This window comes from Falsihalocynthiibacter sp. CO-5D18 (genome assembly GCF_041205445.1).
GTDB classification, from domain to species: domain Bacteria; phylum Pseudomonadota; class Alphaproteobacteria; order Rhodobacterales; family Rhodobacteraceae; genus Falsihalocynthiibacter; species Falsihalocynthiibacter arcticus.
This window is the reverse complement of sequence record NZ_JBGFCF010000005.1, coordinates 204778-221373: the sequence shown is the minus strand read 5'-3', so window position 1 is coordinate 221373 and position 16596 is coordinate 204778. Positions and strand designations below refer to the sequence as shown.

Here is a 16596-nt window from a genome sequence, read left to right as displayed (position 1 = left end):
ATGAGACCAAATACAAAAGCCCGCATGAACCGTTTGTTCACCCATGGTGGATGCCTAGACGTGGCCATTGATCACGGCGTGTGCAATGAGCCCAGTTTTATGGTTGGGCTTGAGGATATGCCTGCGGTTATGAATGCCCTGATCGCCGCCAAACCCGATGCGATCCAATGCGCTTATGGGCAGGCCGATTTGCTGCAAGCGCGTCCGGAAAAAGACAAACCCGCATTGGTGATGCGGATTGACATGGGCAACCCCTATAACGATCAACGCCACAGTGTCATGTGGTCGATGCTTCAGAATGCCGACGAGCCGATCATTGGCGCGTTGCAGATGGACGCCGCAGCAGTTGTGGTTAATTTGTTTATGTTGCCCGATGAGCCGGAATTGTTCCGCCAATGCATTGAAAACATTAGCCGTGTTCGGGCCTCCTGCGAAAAATACGGCATGCCTCTGATGATTGAACCCTTGGTGATGTTGCCCAACGACGTACGCGGCGGCTATCAAGTGGATGGCGATGCGGAAAAAATCGTGACCTTGACGCGACTTGCCTCTGAGATGGGGGCGGACATCATCAAGGCCGATCCAACGGCAAACCCCGAAGATTTCCATCGCGTTGTTGAAGCAGCACGGGTTCCGGTATTGGTGCGCGGCGGCGGCAAAGAGGACCTCAAAAAGGTTCTGGAAAAATCGGCGGCCATCGTGGCGCAGGGGGCCAAAGGCATGGTCTATGGCCGCAATATTTATCAACATGACAACCCAAAAGCCGTGGTTGCGGCCTTGATGGCAATCATCCACAATAGTGCGAGCGGCGAAGAAGCCTGGGATGTGTATAACAATGGCTGAGACATCAAAATATGTGCTGGGACTGGACGCTGGGAACACGGTGATCAAGGCGGTTTTGTTTGACCTGAAGGGCAATCAAATCGCGCTTTGTGCGCTGGACGGGCATTCGACCACACCAGAGCCAGGACATGTCGAGCGTGATTTGAACGAACTCTGGGCCAATGCACAGCAGGCCATTCGGGGCTGCATTGACAAGGCTGGGATTTCGCCTGAGCAAATTGTCGGGGTTGGCTGTGCGGGGCATGGCAACGGGCTTTATCTTTTGGATCAAGAAGGCGCGCCCCTGATTGGGATTCAGTCCCTCGATACGCGGGCCGCAGGTTTGGCGACGGAATTATCGCAACAGGTTGGGGCGCAATTGCACGCGTTGTGTTTGCAGAAACCTTGGCCGTCGCAAACGCCCACATTGTTGGCGTGGGTGAAGCAGAACCAGCCAGATGTTTATGCACGTATTGGCACCGTTTTGCTGTGTAAAGATTTCATCACCTACAAATTAACTGGACGGCGGGTGAGCGATCAATCCGACATGAGTGGCGCAGGCCTCACGCGGATGCCAGAATGCTGCTACGACGATGACTTGCTTGCGCTTTATGGTCTTTCGGATGCACGCGATTTACTGCCGGACCTGTTGGAATCCTCGGACATCGTTGGCGGCCTTTCGGACGCCGCCGCCAGCACCACCGGATTGGCGGCGGGGACTCCGGTGATTGCAGGGTATTTCGATGTGGTTTCGAGCGCGCTGGGATCAGGAGTTGTAACGGCAGGCGAGGCCTCGATCATCGTGGGAACGTGGGGCGTTAATCAGGTATTCTCCAAGGAACCCGTTCGTGACGACAGTGTTTTCATGGTGACGGGATTTGGGCCAGAACGCTTTGTTAATATCGAGTCCAGCGCCACCTCGGCGGCGAATTTGGAATGGTATGTGCGCGAATTTGTGGAACGTGGTGGGCACCATGACGCCCCCTTTGATTTTTGTAACGATCGCTTGGGCGAGGTCACACCGCGCCTTGATGATCCGTTTTATCATCCCTTTTTATACGGCGCGCGCTTGGGCGCGGATTACCGTGCAGGATTTTACGGCCTTGCAGGATGGCACACCGAAGGCAACATGCTGCGCGCCTTGTTTGAGGGTGTGATGTTTGAACATAAACGCCACATTTCCGTGCTTAAAAAGGCCGGTGCCAGCTTTAATCACGCGGTTTTGTCTGGCGGCGGCGCACGCAGCCCCCATTGGCCACAGATGTTTTCCGACTGTCTAAATGTGCCGATTACCGTTGCCCAAGCACAAGAAACAGGCGCTTTAGGCGCGGCTATCGGCGCGGGCGTAGCCACTGGAAATTTCCCCGATTATGAGGCCGCGGTGAGCGCAATGACTCGGCCTGCCAGAAACTACAAACCCGACCCAAGCAAACGGGATTTTTACGAAAAACGCTATGCGGCATGGCTTGATCTGACCGAGCGCATGCGTGGATTTTGGAGCAATCTTAATGACGCAAGTTGAGACCTTAGACGGCACCTATGACTACATTATCGTCGGGGCGGGAACGGCGGGATGCGTATTGGCAAACCGATTGACAGAAAACCCGAAAACGCGCGTTTTGTTGATTGAGGCTGGTGGAAATGACAATTACCACTGGGTGAAAATACCTGTTGGGTATCTGTATTGTATTGGTAATCCGCGCACCGATTGGATGATGAAAACCGCAAACGAGGCGGGCTTGAACGGCCGGTCGCTGGTCTATCCGCGCGGCAAGGTTTTGGGCGGCTGTACCTCCGTTAACGGCATGATTTACATGCGCGGGCAGGCGGCAGATTACGATCATTGGCGACAGCTTGGCAATGTCGGTTGGGGCTGGGATGACGTCCTGCCGCTGTTTAAAAAATCCGAAGATCACCATGCGGGCACGACGAATGTTCATACCTCTGGCGGCGAGTGGAAAGTCTCCAAGCAACGCCTAAGTTGGGACATATTGAACGCAGTCCAAGAAGGGGCAAAACAGTTTGGGATCATGCCGCGGGACGATTTCAACGATGGCAATAACGAGGGGTCTGGGTTCTTTGAGGTCAATCAAAAGAACGGCGTGCGCTGGAGTACGGCGCGCGGTTTTTTGCGGCCTGCGATGAAGCGCCCGAATTTGCGGTTGATGACTCATGCGCATACCGAACATCTCATTCTTGAGGGCAAGTCGGTCAAAGGTATTCGCTTTACGTGCAAGGGCAAAACCTATGAAGCACGATGCACAGTGGAGGTTCTGATTGCAGCAGGCGCAATCAACTCGCCCAAAATCCTTGAACATTCGGGGATTGGCCAGCCAGAGCGCCTCATGGATCTCGGGATCACGCCACAACACGAAAGCAATGGTGTCGGTGAAAACCTGCAAGATCACTTGCAAATCCGCACCGTTTATAAAGTCAAAAATGCCAAAACATTGAACACTATGGCCAATTCCCTCGTCGGAAAAGCCAAGATGGGGATTCAATATTTAGCTACCCAAACGGGCCCCTTGTCTATGGCCCCCAGCCAGTTTGGCATGTTCAGCAAATCCTCGACGTCGCTCGAAACGCCAGACTTGGAGTATCACGTGCAACCCCTGTCGACGGACAAGCTCGGCGACCCGTTACACCCGTTCCCCGCGATCACCATGTCGGTCTGTAATTTGCGCCCCGAAAGCGTGGGAAGTTGTCATATTACGACCTCTGACACCGAACTGCACCCTGATATCCGCCCCAATTATCTCTCCGCCGATCAGGACAAACGCGTGGCGATCACCTCGATCCGACAAGCGCGCGAAATCATGACAGCGACAGCGCTTGAGCCTTATAAACCCAACGAGATTTTGCCGGGACCTGCGTATCAAAGCGACGCTGAATTGTTGGAACAGGCGGGAAATATTGCGACCACGATTTTCCATCCGGTTGGCACCTGTAAAATGGGAAGCGACCCGATGGCTGTTGTCGGCGCCGACCTTCGCGTCCACGGATTGCAAGGGCTGCGGGTGATTGATGCGTCCATTATGCCGAAAATCGTGTCGGGAAATACCGCGTCTCCGGTTGTGATGATTGCGGAAAAAGCCGCGCAGATGATCTTGGCCGAAACGCGCTCGTAACCCTTCGGGCAAAACATAAGAATATGGGGCCGCGTGACGGCGCGCTGCTCCGCGGATTAGATCCGCTCAACGGACTCGCGCTCAACCAAGGCGCAATCCATCCGCATGATGGTGTTTTTGGGCGGCCTTACCTTTTTATTGGCTTCAATATATTCCACGGCCCAAGCGCCCATGGTGCGATGGGGGAGAATGACGGTGCTGAGAGGGGGGTGGAGGTGACGTGCGATTTCCTCGTCGTCATATCCCATAACGGAAATGTCCTGTGGGATTTTAAGCCCCTCTTCCTTCAAGGCCTCATAACATCCGATCGCCATCCGATCATTTTGACAGAAAATGGCGGTAGGGCGATCTTTGCGTGCAAGAAGCTGCATCGTCGCGGCATAGCCAGAACTGGGCGTCCAGTTTCCATGCACGATGAGGCTTTTGTCGAACGGAATATTTTCCTCAGCAAGGGCACGTTTATAGCCCTTTTGCCGGTCTCGCGTGGCTTCCATCCACACCTCACCGGCAATCATTCCGATGCGCCTGTGCCCATGTTCAAGCAGGTGGCGAGTCGCGCGGAAACCGCCAATGGATTCGTCGGGAATAACGGCGGGAAGTCGGTGATCTTGGGAGTAGCAATTCAACAGAACGACTGGGATAGGCAGATCGAGTAAACACGCTGGTATTTCGATTTTCCGCGTGAAAATGGTCATGTAGATCAGACCGGAAATTCCCGTATCGACGAGGGTACGAACGGTTTTTTCCTCAAGTTCTTGATCGTGCATAGTTTGGCCAGACAACAGAATTTGACCATTGTTCCAACAGGCCTGTCGGGCGGCATCAATGGCAATGACAGCTTCTGGGCTGGTTGCGAGCTGATCGACAATAAAACCAACGGCCAGAGTCGCGCTTTGGGCCACATTCGAGTCCGATTTCTGATGGACAAACTTTGTCGAGGAATAGCCCAGCCTGATTGCCGCCTCGATGACGCGTTTGCGTGTGTCTGCGGAAATTTTTACACCCGGTGCGTTTTTAAGAACAAAAGAAACCGTTGCCTGCGAACAGCCCGCCTCATTTGCGACATCCGTCATGGTGAGGCGGCGCGCAGTTTTTGGAGTGGGGGTGATATGCTGCGCCGGTTGGTCTTTCCCGATATTTCCCGCCTTAGCCATACTATTTCCATTCCAAAATTGGCGTGCATATTATTAGTTGTCATGCTGGTTACACAACCTTTACCGATGATTCAATGGAACGCAATAAATATTTATAAATTATTGTTGACTAATAATTATTAATGACACAAATTACCGCCAGTGGCCTTGCCACGCAATCTCGGGAGGAGACTCATTATGATTATTTCACGCAGAAAACTTCTGCTTGCTTCATCGGCCGCAGCCGCTGCAGCGGCGTTCTCGCGCGCCGCCATCGCAGCAGGTCCTACATTGGCAGTTAAAGACACATACAAGGTTGGTTTTGCCCAAACGGAAAGCAATAACCCATGGCGTTTGGCGCAAACCAACTCGATGAAAGCCGAAGCGGAGGCGCGTGGCTGGCAATTGGTTTATACGGATGCGGCAGGGTCTGCGGCCAAGCAGGTGTCCGATGTTAATTCCATGATCGCACAGGGCGTTGACCTTATTTTCCTCGCCCCACGTGAGGAAATCCCCCTCATTCCGGCAATCATGTCAGCCAAAAATGCTGGTATCCCTGTGATCCTGTTGGATCGCAATGTTGACCAGTCGCTCGCTATCGCAGGCGATGACTATGTGACATTCATTGGCTCAGACTTCATTGAAGAAGGTCGCCGCGTTGCAGAATGGCTCGTCGCCAACAACGATGGAAAAACCAAAATTATCGAGCTGGAAGGGACCGCTGGTTCGTCCCCCGCAAATGATCGTAAATTCGGGTTCGACACCTATATTGCCGAGCATCCAGACTTTGAAATCGTCGCATCTCAAACAGGCGATTTTGCGCGCGACAAAGGTCGCCAAGTTGCCGAAACGCTGCTTCAAGCCAATCCGGATGCCAATGTTATTTATGCGCATAACGATGAGATGGCCATTGGGGCGATCTCGGCCATTGAGGCCGCAGGCAAAGTGGCGGGCAAGGATGTTATGATCCTTTCGATTGATGGTGGACGTGAAATCATCCAGCTGATCATCGACGGAAAAGTAGCGGCCTGTTGCGAGTGTAACCCACGATTTGGTCCAACAGCCTTCGACACGGCCGTCGCCTTTGCACAGGGGGCGGATATTCCGGTAAAAATCATCAATCCCGATAATTTTTATGACATTTCGAATGCTGCTGAACTGATCGACACGGCCTACTAGAGGTCCTCTCATAGCAGACGTGTCTACATAATAGCCCGGATTTTCTGGGCTATTATGGACGTCTGCCTCGGGCAATATCCAAATTACTTTTCGCCGTCCGCCGTTCTGAGGTTTGCGACGAATTGCAATCAAAAATAGATTGGCAAAGAATGAAAGAGACACCTCTTTTATCGATTGAAAACCTGCATAAAAGGTTTGGCGGCACGATCGCGCTAAATGGCGCATCCCTTCAGGTCGGCGCGGGTGAGGTTCATGCCCTAATTGGCCAAAATGGCGCCGGAAAATCGACCCTCATTAAGATCCTGACGGGCTATATTGCAAAAGACGAAGGGGACGTGCATTTCGCGGGTAAACCGTTTGAAGTGAATGCGCCCAAGGCGGCGCAGATCGCTGGAATCAGTACGATTTATCAAGAAATTAATCTGGTGCCATCCCTTTCCGTAACTGAAAATATATGTCTTGGGCGCGAAATGCGCCGCTATGGTGCCCTTGATTGGCCCGCAATGCATAAAGAGGCCGAGCGCTTATTGGCCCGTTTTTCAATGAAGGTTGATGTGCGGCGGCAGTTGTCGGATTTCAGCACGGCGTCACAACAAATGATCGCGATTGCGCGGGCGATTGGGTTTTCTGCCCAGTTGGTCATTATGGATGAGCCGACCTCTTCCTTGGACGAACGCGAAGCGGCGGTGCTGTTTGATGTGATCCGAAGCCTCAAAGCCGAGGGCGTCTCGGTTGTCTTTGTGAGCCATAAACTCGACGAACTTTACGAGGTGTGTGACCGCGTGACGATCATGCGCGATGGTAAAACAATCCGCGCCTGTAACTTGGATGAAATAGACAAACTTGAGCTTGTCTCCACAATGCTCGGTAAAGAAATAAGTCGCAGCAGCGGGCGGATTACAGCATTTGATAATGAGCACGCGCATTTGGCGGGAAACAAACTTCTGGAAGCGCAGGGCTTGAGTGATGGCCTTCACGTTCGCGACGTTAGTTTCTGCGTGCGCAGTGGCGAAATCGTAGGATTTGCAGGCTTGCTTGGGGCAGGGCGCACAGAGACGGCCAAGCTAATTTTTGGCGCACATCCCCCTTCCACAGGACACATGGAATTTGATGGCAAAAGCTTCGCCCCCAACTCGCCCGCCGAAGCCATTGCCGCAGGTATTGGGTTTTGCACCGAAGATCGCAAAATCGAAGGGATTGTGCCGGATTTAAGCATTGCCGAAAACATGATGCTTGCCCTCATGCCAAAGCTTGCGCGAGCGGGCATTGTGGATGAGAAAAAGCAGGCGCAAATCGTCGATGGGTTGATCAAAAGCCTTGGGATCAAATGCGCAGGGCCACACCAAAAAATTCGCGAACTGTCGGGTGGGAACCAGCAAAAAGTTCTCCTTGGTCGCTGGTTGGCCATGTCGCCACGCCTCCTTATTCTCGATGAACCAACGCGCGGCATTGATGTCGGCGCGAAAGCGGAAATACAAAAACTGGTAAACAAACTGGCAGACGATGGGCTGGCTGTGTTGATGATTTCTTCGGAATTAGAAGAGGTTACCGAAGGCGCCGACCGCGTTTACGTTTTGCGGGAAGGCCTGTCAGTTGCCGAGCTTACCAACGGAGAAATCAATGAAGATCGAGTCCTCGCCGCGATGGCGCATGGCACGTCTGAAAGGGCCACGGCCAATGTCTGAACGCCAAGTCTATGCCTTTTTGGATCGCTACGCGACGCTAATTATTCTGGGATTCTTGATCCTTTTGAACATCGCGATCACGCCCAATTTCCTCTCGCTACAAACCTTAAACGTGAACCTGACACAGGTTTGCACCATTGTAATCGTCGCCGTCGGGATGACGCTTGTGATCGCAACGGGCGGGATTGACCTTTCTGTGGGGTCACTCATGGCGATCTCTGGCGCGCTCGCGCCGATGATTTTCATGGGTACAATACTAGGAATTGAACCCGTATGGCTCGCGGTCACCGTGGCGATTATTATCTCGGTCGGGGTCGCAGGTTTGCTTGGCGCGTTTAACGGCTGGCTTATTGCCAAATTCGACATTCAACCCATTGTGGCAACACTGGTTTTGTTCATTGCAGGCCGCGGAATTGCGCAAGTGATGACCAACGGAAACCTACAAGTTTTCCATGTGCCAGAATTTCAATTCATTGGCCTTGGGCGTGTGTTTGGTCTGCCATTTCAGGCAATCATCATGGCTGTGATTGTGATTGGGGCCGCTTGGATGTTTCGCCGCACGGTGTTTGGTCGGCAAATTCTGGCCGTCGGCGGCAACCAAAATGCTGCTGTGCTTTCGGGTGTGCCCGTGAGCCGTGTGAAAATCGCGGTCTATACAATCAGTGGCCTTCTCTCTGGAATAGCGGGCCTCATTGTCATCGCCATCAATTCGGCATCAGATGCCAACCTCGTTGGAATGGGCATGGAGCTTGACGCAATTGCTGCAGTTGCCGTGGGCGGGACTCTCCTGAGTGGGGGCCGCGCGAGCATCTGGGGCACGTTGCTGGGCGCGATGACAATTCAAATTGTACGATACACACTACTTGCAAATGGCGTTCCGGATGCCGCAGCGATGGTGGTTAAAGCGGCGATTATTATTGCAGCTGTCTGGCTCCAAAGAAAGGCACGGACATCATGAGAAACAAGTCAATTTTAAGCGGGTTAATGAACAATTACGGTGTTGTTTTGGCCCTTGCGGTGATTATCCTTTTCGGCTGGCTGCGCTATGATAATTTTTTGGGAACCTTCAATGTGATGAGCGTACTGCGGTATAACTCCATGTTTGCATTGATTTCTTTGGGCATGTGCTTTGTCATTATGACGGGCGGCATTGACCTTTCGGTAGGGGCAACGGCCGCGATGTCGAGCGTCGTAGCCGCCCACGCCAGTCATTACGGCCTTATGCCGGGGCTTTTGGCGGGTTTTGGCGCGGGAGTAATCGTTGGGGTGATTAACGGGCTGATCGTGACGCGGCTGCAAATCATGCCATTCGTGGCGACACTTGCGACAATGCTGGCCACAGGTGGTATGGCGCTTTTGCTGGCGGGAAATCAATCAATCCCCGCGTCCTATGCCACCAGTTTTACGTGGCTCGGACAGGGCAACATTCTTGGGTTTCCTGTGCCCGCCCTCATTGCCGTCCTCGCGTTTATTGCAGGATCATATGTGCTGAATTTCACCAGTGCAGGGCGCACCGTTTTGGCCATTGGTGGCAACGAAGATGCCGCGCAACTTATGGGGCTTCCGGTCAACAAAATCCTGATGCTGACCTATGTCGCCTGTGGTGCTTTGGCAGGCCTCGCGGGGGTCATTTTGGCAGCACAATTCGGCGCGGGACAACCTATTGAGGGCAAGGGCTGGGAGCTTTTCGCAATCGCCGCCGTCGTTGTTGGGGGCACATTGCTCACCGGCGGCGCGGGTTCTGTCGGCGCAACGCTCGCGGGGGTTTTGTTGATGGGGGTTTTATTCACGATCCTGAATTTTGAAAACGGCAAAGGCTGGATTTCCCTTTCGGCCTATTGGCAGTCGGTTGTGCGGGGGCTTTTTCTCCTCGTCGTTATCATGTTGCAAGCGCGTTTGGCCCGAAAAAGGTCTGTGGGTGCCACCGTGTCAGCGGCGTGAAAGGGCGACTTCAATGGATCAGATAAACACGCGAGCATGCGCATTGCCCCAACCAAAACTGGTAGGGGAGTTTAACGGGGAACTTGTTCACGAAATCACTCTAACGGGGCCAGACGGATCGTCCTGCCGCATTTTAACATGGGGTGCCGTAATCGCGGATTTGCGTGTCAAAATGCCAGATGGACCGCTGCAATCTGTTGTTCTTGGCTTCGAGAAATTTGAAGATTATCCAAAGTATTCGCCCTATTTTGGGGCCGTTGTCGGAAGATACGCAAATCGTATTTCCGGCGGCGGGTTTACCCTCGACGGTCAACGCTACACACTCGATCAAAACGAAGGTCCTAACACCTGTTTGCATGGCGGCGCTGGAGGCCTCTCCCAACGGGTCTGGACAATTGACGCGTACAGCAAAGAGAGCGTTACACTGGGTCTCCACTCGCCTGATGGCGATCAAGGATTCCCCGGAGCGCTGGACGTAAAATGCACATATACTCTATCAGAATCTGCTATTTTATCGCTTGAATTCAATGCCGTATCGACACAGAGCACTATTGTGAACCTATCCCAGCATAGCTATTTCAACCTCGACGGTTCTGGCAGCATTTCCGATCACCGCCTAACCGTTTTTGCCGATCGAATTACCCCTGTCGACAGTGCGCTCATCCCATCTGGAGAGTCCCTGAATGTCCAAGGAACACCCTTTGATTTTATGACGCCAAGGCCAGTTAGTGCGCCACAATGTCCAATGGATTTAGACCACAATTTCATCCTTACACGACCAGAAAATCTCCCTGTTACTCAAGGGTCGCTGGCGGCGATCCTTGAAACTCAAAAAACAGGCCTCACAATGCAAATCTACACCACAAAGCCTGGATTACAGGTTTATGATGGACACCAACTCAATGTGCCAATTGTCGGCCTCAACGGGCAAAAATACGGGCCGCGCTCTGGTATATGCCTTGAGCCACAGTTTTTTCCAGACAGCCCAAATCAGCCCGCGTTCCCATCGGCCCAACTTGCTGCAGGGGAGATTTACGCGCATTCAATTGAGTATCGTTTTAGCTGCATCTGAGCGTAACGGTAAGCAACCAAAACAAGCCGGCGCAAACTCATATTTTTCCTAATAAATACAGCGCGTTGCGGCGCGAAATCAATCTAACTACGCCACAAAAAAGCAGGCCCCGTTTTGCGAGGCCTGCTGTCGTGTCACTTAGAAAGATGTGGACTATTGGCTTCCAGGAGAACCCGCAGTCACTGCTTCCATCACACGTTCAAGACTGAAGCTTCCCGGTTTTTGGCGCGGTGGGAACTCTGCAAAGCTTTGCAGCCATTCGCCAACATAGGCCGCAGCGGGCGCAATAATATACATATGCTCGACCCACCAGCGTTGGTAGCCCATCGCATCTTCGGCTTCTGCGCGTTCAAACGGATCCATGCGAAGATTGGTAATTGAAGGTGCACGAAGCACTTCAAATGGGGATGTCCAAACTTTAAACCCTTCGGCATTTTGACGCAGGAAGGTGATTTTCCAGTTGTTGTAGCGCAACGCCGCAACCGAACCATCATCGGTCCAGTAAAGGAAATTATCCCGTGGCCATTCGCCTTCGCCCTTAAGGCCAGGGATCAGGTTATACCCATCAATATGGACTTTATACTCGCGGCCAATGGCTTGTACGCCGCCCGCAAGCAGGTCTTCTACAACAGTTGGGTTGCCCGCTGCCGCAAGGAAGGTTGGCAGCATGTCTTCGTGGGCTACGATGTCGTTGATTACTGTGCCGGGTTCAATCACGCCAGGCCAGCGGATCACAGTTGGAACGCGGTAGCCGCCTTCCCATTGTGTGTTTTTCTCGCCTTTGAACATTGTTGTGCCGCCATCGGGCCACGTGAATGTTTCGGCGCCATTATCGGTGGAATACATGACGATTGTATTGTCGGCGATGCCGAGTTCGTCAACCTTATCAAGAAGTTCGCCAACCATTCCGTCATGCTCAACCATACCGTCCGCATAGACGCCAAGTCCGGTCACTCCAACAGAGGACTCCTTGAGGTGGGTGAAAATATGCATGCGTGTCGCGTTCCACCACAAGAAGAACGGTTTGTCCTGTGCAACGGCACGGTCCATAAAGTCGATCGCAGCGGCGGTTATTTCCTCGTCCACGGTCTCCATACGTTTTTTGGAGAGGGGGCCGGTATCTTCGATTGTGCCATCCGCAGAGGATTTAATCACCCCACGTGGGCCAAATTTTTCCCGGAATTCCGCGTCTTTGGGATAATCGACGTTCTCGGGTTCTTCTTCGGCATTCAGGTGGTAAAGGTTGCCGTAGAATTCATCAAAACCATTGTTGGTCGGCAGCATTTCATCGCGGTCGCCGAGGTGATTTTTACCGAACTGACCGGTCATATAACCCAAGGGTTTGAGCAGGCCTGCGATGGTTGGATCGTCGATCATCATCCCTTCAGGAGCACCGGGAAGGCCAACTTTGGTCAAGCCAGTGCGCATGGGTGACTGTCCGGTAATGAACGCTGCGCGCCCCGCGGTACAGCTCTGTTGACCGTACCAATCGGTAAACAAGGCGCCTTCTGCGGCGATGCGGTCGATGTTGGGCGTCCGATAGCCCATCATGCCATTGTTGTAGGCGCTGATGTTAAACTGGCCGATGTCATCGCCCCAAATAACGAGGATATTCGGCTTGTCTTGCGCATGCGCGGCAAGGCTGGCCACAGCTAAAATACTTGCCGAAAATAATAAGTTCACGGTTTTCATTCTAAGGTTTCCTTTGTCAAAATTTTAGTGCGTTTTTACCAAGGTTCAAAAACGTTCAATATGTGACCGTAGCTTAAGTTTTTGATTGGCGCAATAAAGTGCGTTCCAATAGGCGAAATAGCCTGTTCAAAATTCAGAACGATACAAGTTTTAAGGTTCCAGCGTGAGCCAGAACCTTATTTATTAGACAGGAAAGGGGAAAACGGCCCTTTATTAGCTGGGAAACATTCTGCGATTAGCCGGGTGACATCCCGCGCAAGCGTTCAGAGCGGCGACGCAAAAGTTCCAACGTGGCGAGGAGCAAGACCGAAAGGAAAACCAATATGGTCGCAACCGCCAGAATTGTCGGGCTCACTTGCTCACGCAGGCCGATAAACATCTGCCATGGCAGCGTTTTCTGATTGGCCGACCCCACGAACAAGACCACGACCACCTCGTCAAAGGAGGTAATAAAGGCAAAAAGGGCACCTGAAATCACGCCGGGTAAAATCAGAGGCATTTGCACCTTAAAGAAGGCGCGCACGGGCGAGGCGCCCATGCTTGCCGCAGCCTGAGTGAGGGAGCGGTCAAAGCCCACAAGCGTGGCGGTAACAGTGATAATGACAAAGGGAATACCAAGCGCCGCATGCGCCAAGACGACTCCGACATAGGTCCCCGTGAGGGTGATTGGGATCTCAAGCTTGCCGTAGAAAGGGATCGGAATATAGGGGTTGGAATAGAAGAAATACATCCCCGTCGCCGAGATAATCAACGGCACAATCATCGGTGAAATCAGGATCGCCATGATAGAGCGGCGAAACGGCACGTGGGTTTGCGACAGGCCAATCGCGGCAATCGTTCCCAAGGTCACAGAGATGATTGTGGCAACCGGCGCGATCTGGAGGGAGTTCTTCATGGCCAATTGCCAATCGGAACTGTTGAAGAAATCTTTGTAGTGTTTGAGCGAGAACCCCTCAGGGTTCAGCGCCAGCATTTCCGGCGTAAAGGTAAAGAAGTCTTCGGCATTAAAACTCAGCGGAATAATCACGATAATTGGCGCGATCAGAAAGAAGAAGATCAGCCCGCAGATGACGCGAAAACTATAGAACCATGCGCGTTGAACAGGCGAGGCATAGGGTGGAAGTGAAGACATTTTTTAGCCCCCCAATTTAACGTTATCAATACCAACCAAGCGATCATAAACCCAATATAAGATGAGTACGATGACCAGTAGGATCGAGCCCAGAGCGGCGGCGAGGCCCCAATTCAGTGAGCTTGAGATATGGTAGGCAATCCGGTTTGAGATGAAGACACCTTTGGTGCCGCCGACGAGTTCGGGCGTGATGTAATAGCCGATGGACAAGATAAAGACCAAGATCGATCCCGCGCCAATCCCTGGGAGGGATTGGGGGAAATAGACCCGCCAGAAGGCTGTCCAATCGTTCGCACCGAGGGATTTTGCGGCCCTCAAATAGCTTGGCGGGATGGTTTTCATCACCGAATACAGGGGCAGCACCATGAAAGGCAAAAGAATATGCGTCATGGCAATGGTCGTGCCCGTGGCGTTTTGGATCAGTTGTAATCGGTCAAGATCGCCCACAAGGCCAATCCAGACCAACAGATCATTGATCACGCCTTGTTCTTGCAACAACACCTTCCAAGCGGAGGTCCGCACCAAAAGCGAGGTCCAGAATGGCAGCAAAACCAAGATCATCAGCACGTTCGCGGAACGGTTGGGCAAGTTGGCCATGAGCCAAGCCACTGGATAGCCCAGCATAATACAGGTGGCGGTAATCGTTACCGACAGTACAATCGTGCGCCACAACAGCCGCAAATAAATCCGTTGGCTTTCTGGTCGCGCTTCGATCCCGTCAGGACCTCTCAACATGTCAACGGCGTTCAGGAAATACCCATCGGTCAGTGGACCCGCGAAGGTTTTAATCACCGTCCATGTGGTTGGATCGAGCCAATCGGCCTTTGCGGCGCCGAATTGCTCGCGCAGGGAGACGGTCTCAAAACCAGACACATCCACGGCAGGCATCGAAGGCGCCACGGCCCCCGAGGCGAAATCATTGTAAAGTGCTGTGTAAACAATCGGGCTGAGTTTTTTCGTTGCAGGATCGGCGTCTTTGACGTCTTCGATCATTTCGGCCCAACCCTCATAAGCGCTGGCGGTAAGCGGCAGGGCTTTCCGGTTGTCTTTTTCTGCCATCCATGTGGCCCACATCGCAGGGTCGCCATAGGCGGCGTCCGCTTCGATGAACTGGGTGCCGTAAATTGTGGTGTCAAACTTGCTGATGCTACGCCCCGTAGAGCGGAACAGCGAGGACATGCCACTGGCTTCATAATTCAAACGTGAGCCAAGGCGCGTGTGCAATTTGTTCTCTTCGGCGAGGACAAAATCGGTGTAAAAGGCTGCGTAAATTTCATCTGGAGGGAGGGTTTCGCCATCAGGCTCCCAGTTGCGCATGGCGCGCACGGTGCGTGGGATGGTTTCCATCACAATGCTGTTTTCCACAGAGCGGAACAACATATCGCCAATCGGGGCGACAAAACTGACGAGGATGAACAAAAGCAGCGGGGCAATCAGAGCCAGCGCGCGGAGTTTTTGCCGCCGTAGGGCGCGGTTCAGGCTTTGCTTTAATGGGGTGCCGTCAGCAGCCAATACGGGTTTCGAAGCGTCTTGGTCATCGGTCATTGTTTGCGTCATGTCCTGTCCCGTGGTTGTTTTTCTTGGGTCGGGATGCGCAGGGATCTAAGCCCCTGCGCAAGTTGTTTTATCTAGTTATATCAAACGGATAGCTTATTGAGCCAACCAGTTTTGGAACTTGATATCAACTTCATCGTTGTTGTCTGCCCACCATTCGATGTTGTTCACCAAATAGTTGGTTTGGTTTGCTGGGTTGGTCGGCATGTGCTGACCCATATCAATACCCAACGTGGCGTGATCCCCAACCAAAGGCTGCGAAGACGCACGTGCTGGACCGTAAGAGATATACGCGGCCTGATCTGCCAGACGCTGTGTGTCTGTGGCAAATTTCAGGAAGTGCATCGTACGGTTCAAGCGTTTTTCGTCCAAGCCAGCTGGAACAACCCAACCGTCAAAGTCAAATACTTGCCAATCCCAAAGCATGGAAACTGGCTGCTTTTGCTCTTCGATAACCGAGAACAGGCGACCGTTATATGTGGAACCAATTACAACTTCGGCATCTGCCAAAAGTTGTGGTGTTTCCGCACCCGCAGACCACCAAACAACATCGCCTTTGATGGTATCAAGTTTGGCCAAAGCCCGCTCAACGCCGCCGTCCGAAGACAGAACGTCATAGAGATCTTCTTTTGCAACGTCGTCACAAATCAAAGCCCATTCGAGGTTTTTCTTAGGACGTTTTTCCAAAGCACGTTTGCCTGGGAAAGTTTCGGTATCGAAAATCGCGCAAAGGCTGTCTGGTGTTGCGCCATTCCATTCGGCGACATCATTGCGATAGCCAAATGTTGTCGAAAACACGATTTGCGGAATGAAGCATTCGTTGATCAGGCTTGGACCAAAGTCTTCTGTTGGTGTGGAGCCATCATCGCCCGCAGCAAGGGAAGCGTCGGCATCGATTTCAATGGCCAAACCCTCGTCGCACGCACGTTGTGAGTCAGGGCCTTCCGCATCAATCAGGTCATACGCGCTGTTGCCAGCTTCGGCACCCGCACGCATTTTCGCGATCGATTCATTGGAGCTTTCGTCATAAACGACAGTGATGCCGGTTAACGCTGCATAAGGATCGGAATAGGCAGCGATTTGGGATGCTTGATATGCGCCGCCCCATGACATGATGGTCATGCTGTCAGAACAGTTTTCACAGGCAGGTAGGTCCGCAGCAAAAACCGTTGTTGCGGCTAGAGGCGACATCACAAGGGCCGTGGCCCCAAACAAATGTCTAAGTTTCATAGTACTCTCCTAGTTGGTCTTTTTTTAT

At 52.6% G+C, this 16596-nt stretch carries 13 protein-coding genes; 8 read left to right on the top strand and 5 right to left on the bottom strand.

Annotated elements, in window-relative coordinates:
• From AB9F27_RS09145 to AB9F27_RS09135, 3 genes are read left to right on the top strand one after another with little or no spacing between them, the layout of a single operon-like run.
• Nucleotides 1-843: a class I fructose-bisphosphate aldolase gene (locus tag AB9F27_RS09145; RefSeq protein WP_039003654.1), complete on the top strand. Its 843-nt coding sequence runs from the start codon at nucleotides 1-3 to the stop codon at nucleotides 841-843.
• A complete protein-coding gene (locus AB9F27_RS09140) occupies nucleotides 836-2344 on the top strand; it encodes an FGGY-family carbohydrate kinase (RefSeq protein ID WP_335586071.1) in 1509 nt (502 codons plus the stop codon). The genes AB9F27_RS09145 and AB9F27_RS09140 overlap by 8 nt, the downstream gene beginning before the upstream one ends.
• Nucleotides 2331-3950 carry a GMC family oxidoreductase gene (locus tag AB9F27_RS09135; protein WP_369757661.1) on the top strand — a complete coding sequence of 540 codons (1620 nt, stop codon included), beginning with the start codon at nucleotides 2331-2333 and terminating at the stop codon, nucleotides 3948-3950. Before AB9F27_RS09140 ends, AB9F27_RS09135 begins: the two co-directional genes overlap by 14 nt.
• Nucleotides 3951-4006: 56 nt before the next feature.
• Here the strand turns inward: AB9F27_RS09135 and AB9F27_RS09130 are convergent, their stop codons facing one another.
• Nucleotides 4007-5104 carry a LacI family DNA-binding transcriptional regulator gene (locus tag AB9F27_RS09130; protein WP_369757660.1) on the bottom strand — a complete coding sequence of 366 codons (1098 nt, stop codon included), beginning with the start codon at nucleotides 5102-5104 and terminating at the stop codon, nucleotides 4007-4009.
• Between the two features lie 177 nt (nucleotides 5105-5281).
• Between AB9F27_RS09130 and AB9F27_RS09125 the strand changes: the two genes are divergently transcribed.
• From AB9F27_RS09125 to AB9F27_RS09105, 5 genes are all read left to right on the top strand, one after another.
• On the top strand, nucleotides 5282-6262 hold the full coding sequence (locus AB9F27_RS09125; RefSeq protein WP_335585589.1) for an ABC transporter substrate-binding protein: 981 nt from the start codon (nucleotides 5282-5284) through the stop codon (nucleotides 6260-6262).
• A gap of 149 nt (nucleotides 6263-6411) precedes the next feature.
• Nucleotides 6412-7947 (top strand): sugar ABC transporter ATP-binding protein, encoded by a 1536-nt coding sequence (locus AB9F27_RS09120; protein ID WP_335585588.1) that lies wholly within the window; start codon nucleotides 6412-6414, stop codon nucleotides 7945-7947.
• Nucleotides 7940-8905 carry an ABC transporter permease gene (locus AB9F27_RS09115; RefSeq protein WP_335585587.1) on the top strand — a complete coding sequence of 322 codons (966 nt, stop codon included), beginning with the start codon at nucleotides 7940-7942 and terminating at the stop codon, nucleotides 8903-8905. The genes AB9F27_RS09120 and AB9F27_RS09115 overlap by 8 nt, the downstream gene beginning before the upstream one ends.
• Nucleotides 8906-8931: 26 nt before the next feature.
• Nucleotides 8932-9888, top strand: a complete 957-nt coding sequence (locus AB9F27_RS09110; protein WP_369757659.1) for an ABC transporter permease — start codon at nucleotides 8932-8934, stop codon at nucleotides 9886-9888.
• A 13-nt stretch (nucleotides 9889-9901) separates the two neighbouring features.
• Nucleotides 9902-10960 (top strand): aldose epimerase family protein, encoded by a 1059-nt coding sequence (locus AB9F27_RS09105; RefSeq protein WP_335585585.1) that lies wholly within the window; start codon nucleotides 9902-9904, stop codon nucleotides 10958-10960.
• 153 nt (nucleotides 10961-11113) lie between these two features.
• On the opposite strand, the gene AB9F27_RS09100 is transcribed toward AB9F27_RS09105, so the two are convergent.
• The 4 genes from AB9F27_RS09100 to AB9F27_RS09085 form a co-directional block, all read right to left on the bottom strand.
• The gene (locus AB9F27_RS09100) at nucleotides 11114-12652 is read right to left on the bottom strand and encodes an arylsulfatase (RefSeq protein WP_335585584.1); all 1539 of its coding nucleotides are present in this window, start codon (nucleotides 12650-12652) and stop codon (nucleotides 11114-11116) included.
• 235 nt (nucleotides 12653-12887) lie between these two features.
• Nucleotides 12888-13784 carry an ABC transporter permease gene (locus AB9F27_RS09095; RefSeq protein WP_335585583.1) on the bottom strand — a complete coding sequence of 299 codons (897 nt, stop codon included), beginning with the start codon at nucleotides 13782-13784 and terminating at the stop codon, nucleotides 12888-12890.
• Between the two features lie 3 nt (nucleotides 13785-13787).
• Nucleotides 13788-15329, bottom strand: a complete 1542-nt coding sequence (locus AB9F27_RS09090; protein ID WP_369755755.1) for an ABC transporter permease — start codon at nucleotides 15327-15329, stop codon at nucleotides 13788-13790.
• Between the two features lie 105 nt (nucleotides 15330-15434).
• Nucleotides 15435-16568, bottom strand: coding sequence for an extracellular solute-binding protein (locus AB9F27_RS09085; protein WP_335585581.1), 1134 nt, complete (start codon nucleotides 16566-16568; stop codon nucleotides 15435-15437).
• Nucleotides 16569-16596 lie beyond the last annotated feature (28 nt).

Excerpts from the sequence above, each read along its gene's own strand:
- AB9F27_RS09145 (WP_039003654.1), top strand. The coding sequence starts at position 1 with ATGAGACCAAATACAAAAGCCCGCATGAACCGTTTGTTCACCCATGGT.
- AB9F27_RS09140 (WP_335586071.1), top strand. The coding sequence starts at position 836 with ATGGCTGAGACATCAAAATATGTGCTGGGACTGGACGCTGGGAACACG.
- AB9F27_RS09135 (WP_369757661.1), top strand. The coding sequence starts at position 2,331 with ATGACGCAAGTTGAGACCTTAGACGGCACCTATGACTACATTATCGTC.
- AB9F27_RS09130 (WP_369757660.1), bottom strand. The coding sequence starts at position 5,104 with ATGGCTAAGGCGGGAAATATCGGGAAAGACCAACCGGCGCAGCATATC.
- AB9F27_RS09125 (WP_335585589.1), top strand. The coding sequence starts at position 5,282 with ATGATTATTTCACGCAGAAAACTTCTGCTTGCTTCATCGGCCGCAGCC.
- AB9F27_RS09120 (WP_335585588.1), top strand. The coding sequence starts at position 6,412 with ATGAAAGAGACACCTCTTTTATCGATTGAAAACCTGCATAAAAGGTTT.
- AB9F27_RS09115 (WP_335585587.1), top strand. The coding sequence starts at position 7,940 with ATGTCTGAACGCCAAGTCTATGCCTTTTTGGATCGCTACGCGACGCTA.
- AB9F27_RS09110 (WP_369757659.1), top strand. The coding sequence starts at position 8,932 with ATGAACAATTACGGTGTTGTTTTGGCCCTTGCGGTGATTATCCTTTTC.
- AB9F27_RS09105 (WP_335585585.1), top strand. The coding sequence starts at position 9,902 with ATGGATCAGATAAACACGCGAGCATGCGCATTGCCCCAACCAAAACTG.
- AB9F27_RS09100 (WP_335585584.1), bottom strand. The coding sequence starts at position 12,652 with ATGAAAACCGTGAACTTATTATTTTCGGCAAGTATTTTAGCTGTGGCC.
- AB9F27_RS09095 (WP_335585583.1), bottom strand. The coding sequence starts at position 13,784 with ATGTCTTCACTTCCACCCTATGCCTCGCCTGTTCAACGCGCATGGTTC.
- AB9F27_RS09090 (WP_369755755.1), bottom strand. The coding sequence starts at position 15,329 with ATGACCGATGACCAAGACGCTTCGAAACCCGTATTGGCTGCTGACGGC.
- AB9F27_RS09085 (WP_335585581.1), bottom strand. The coding sequence starts at position 16,568 with ATGAAACTTAGACATTTGTTTGGGGCCACGGCCCTTGTGATGTCGCCT.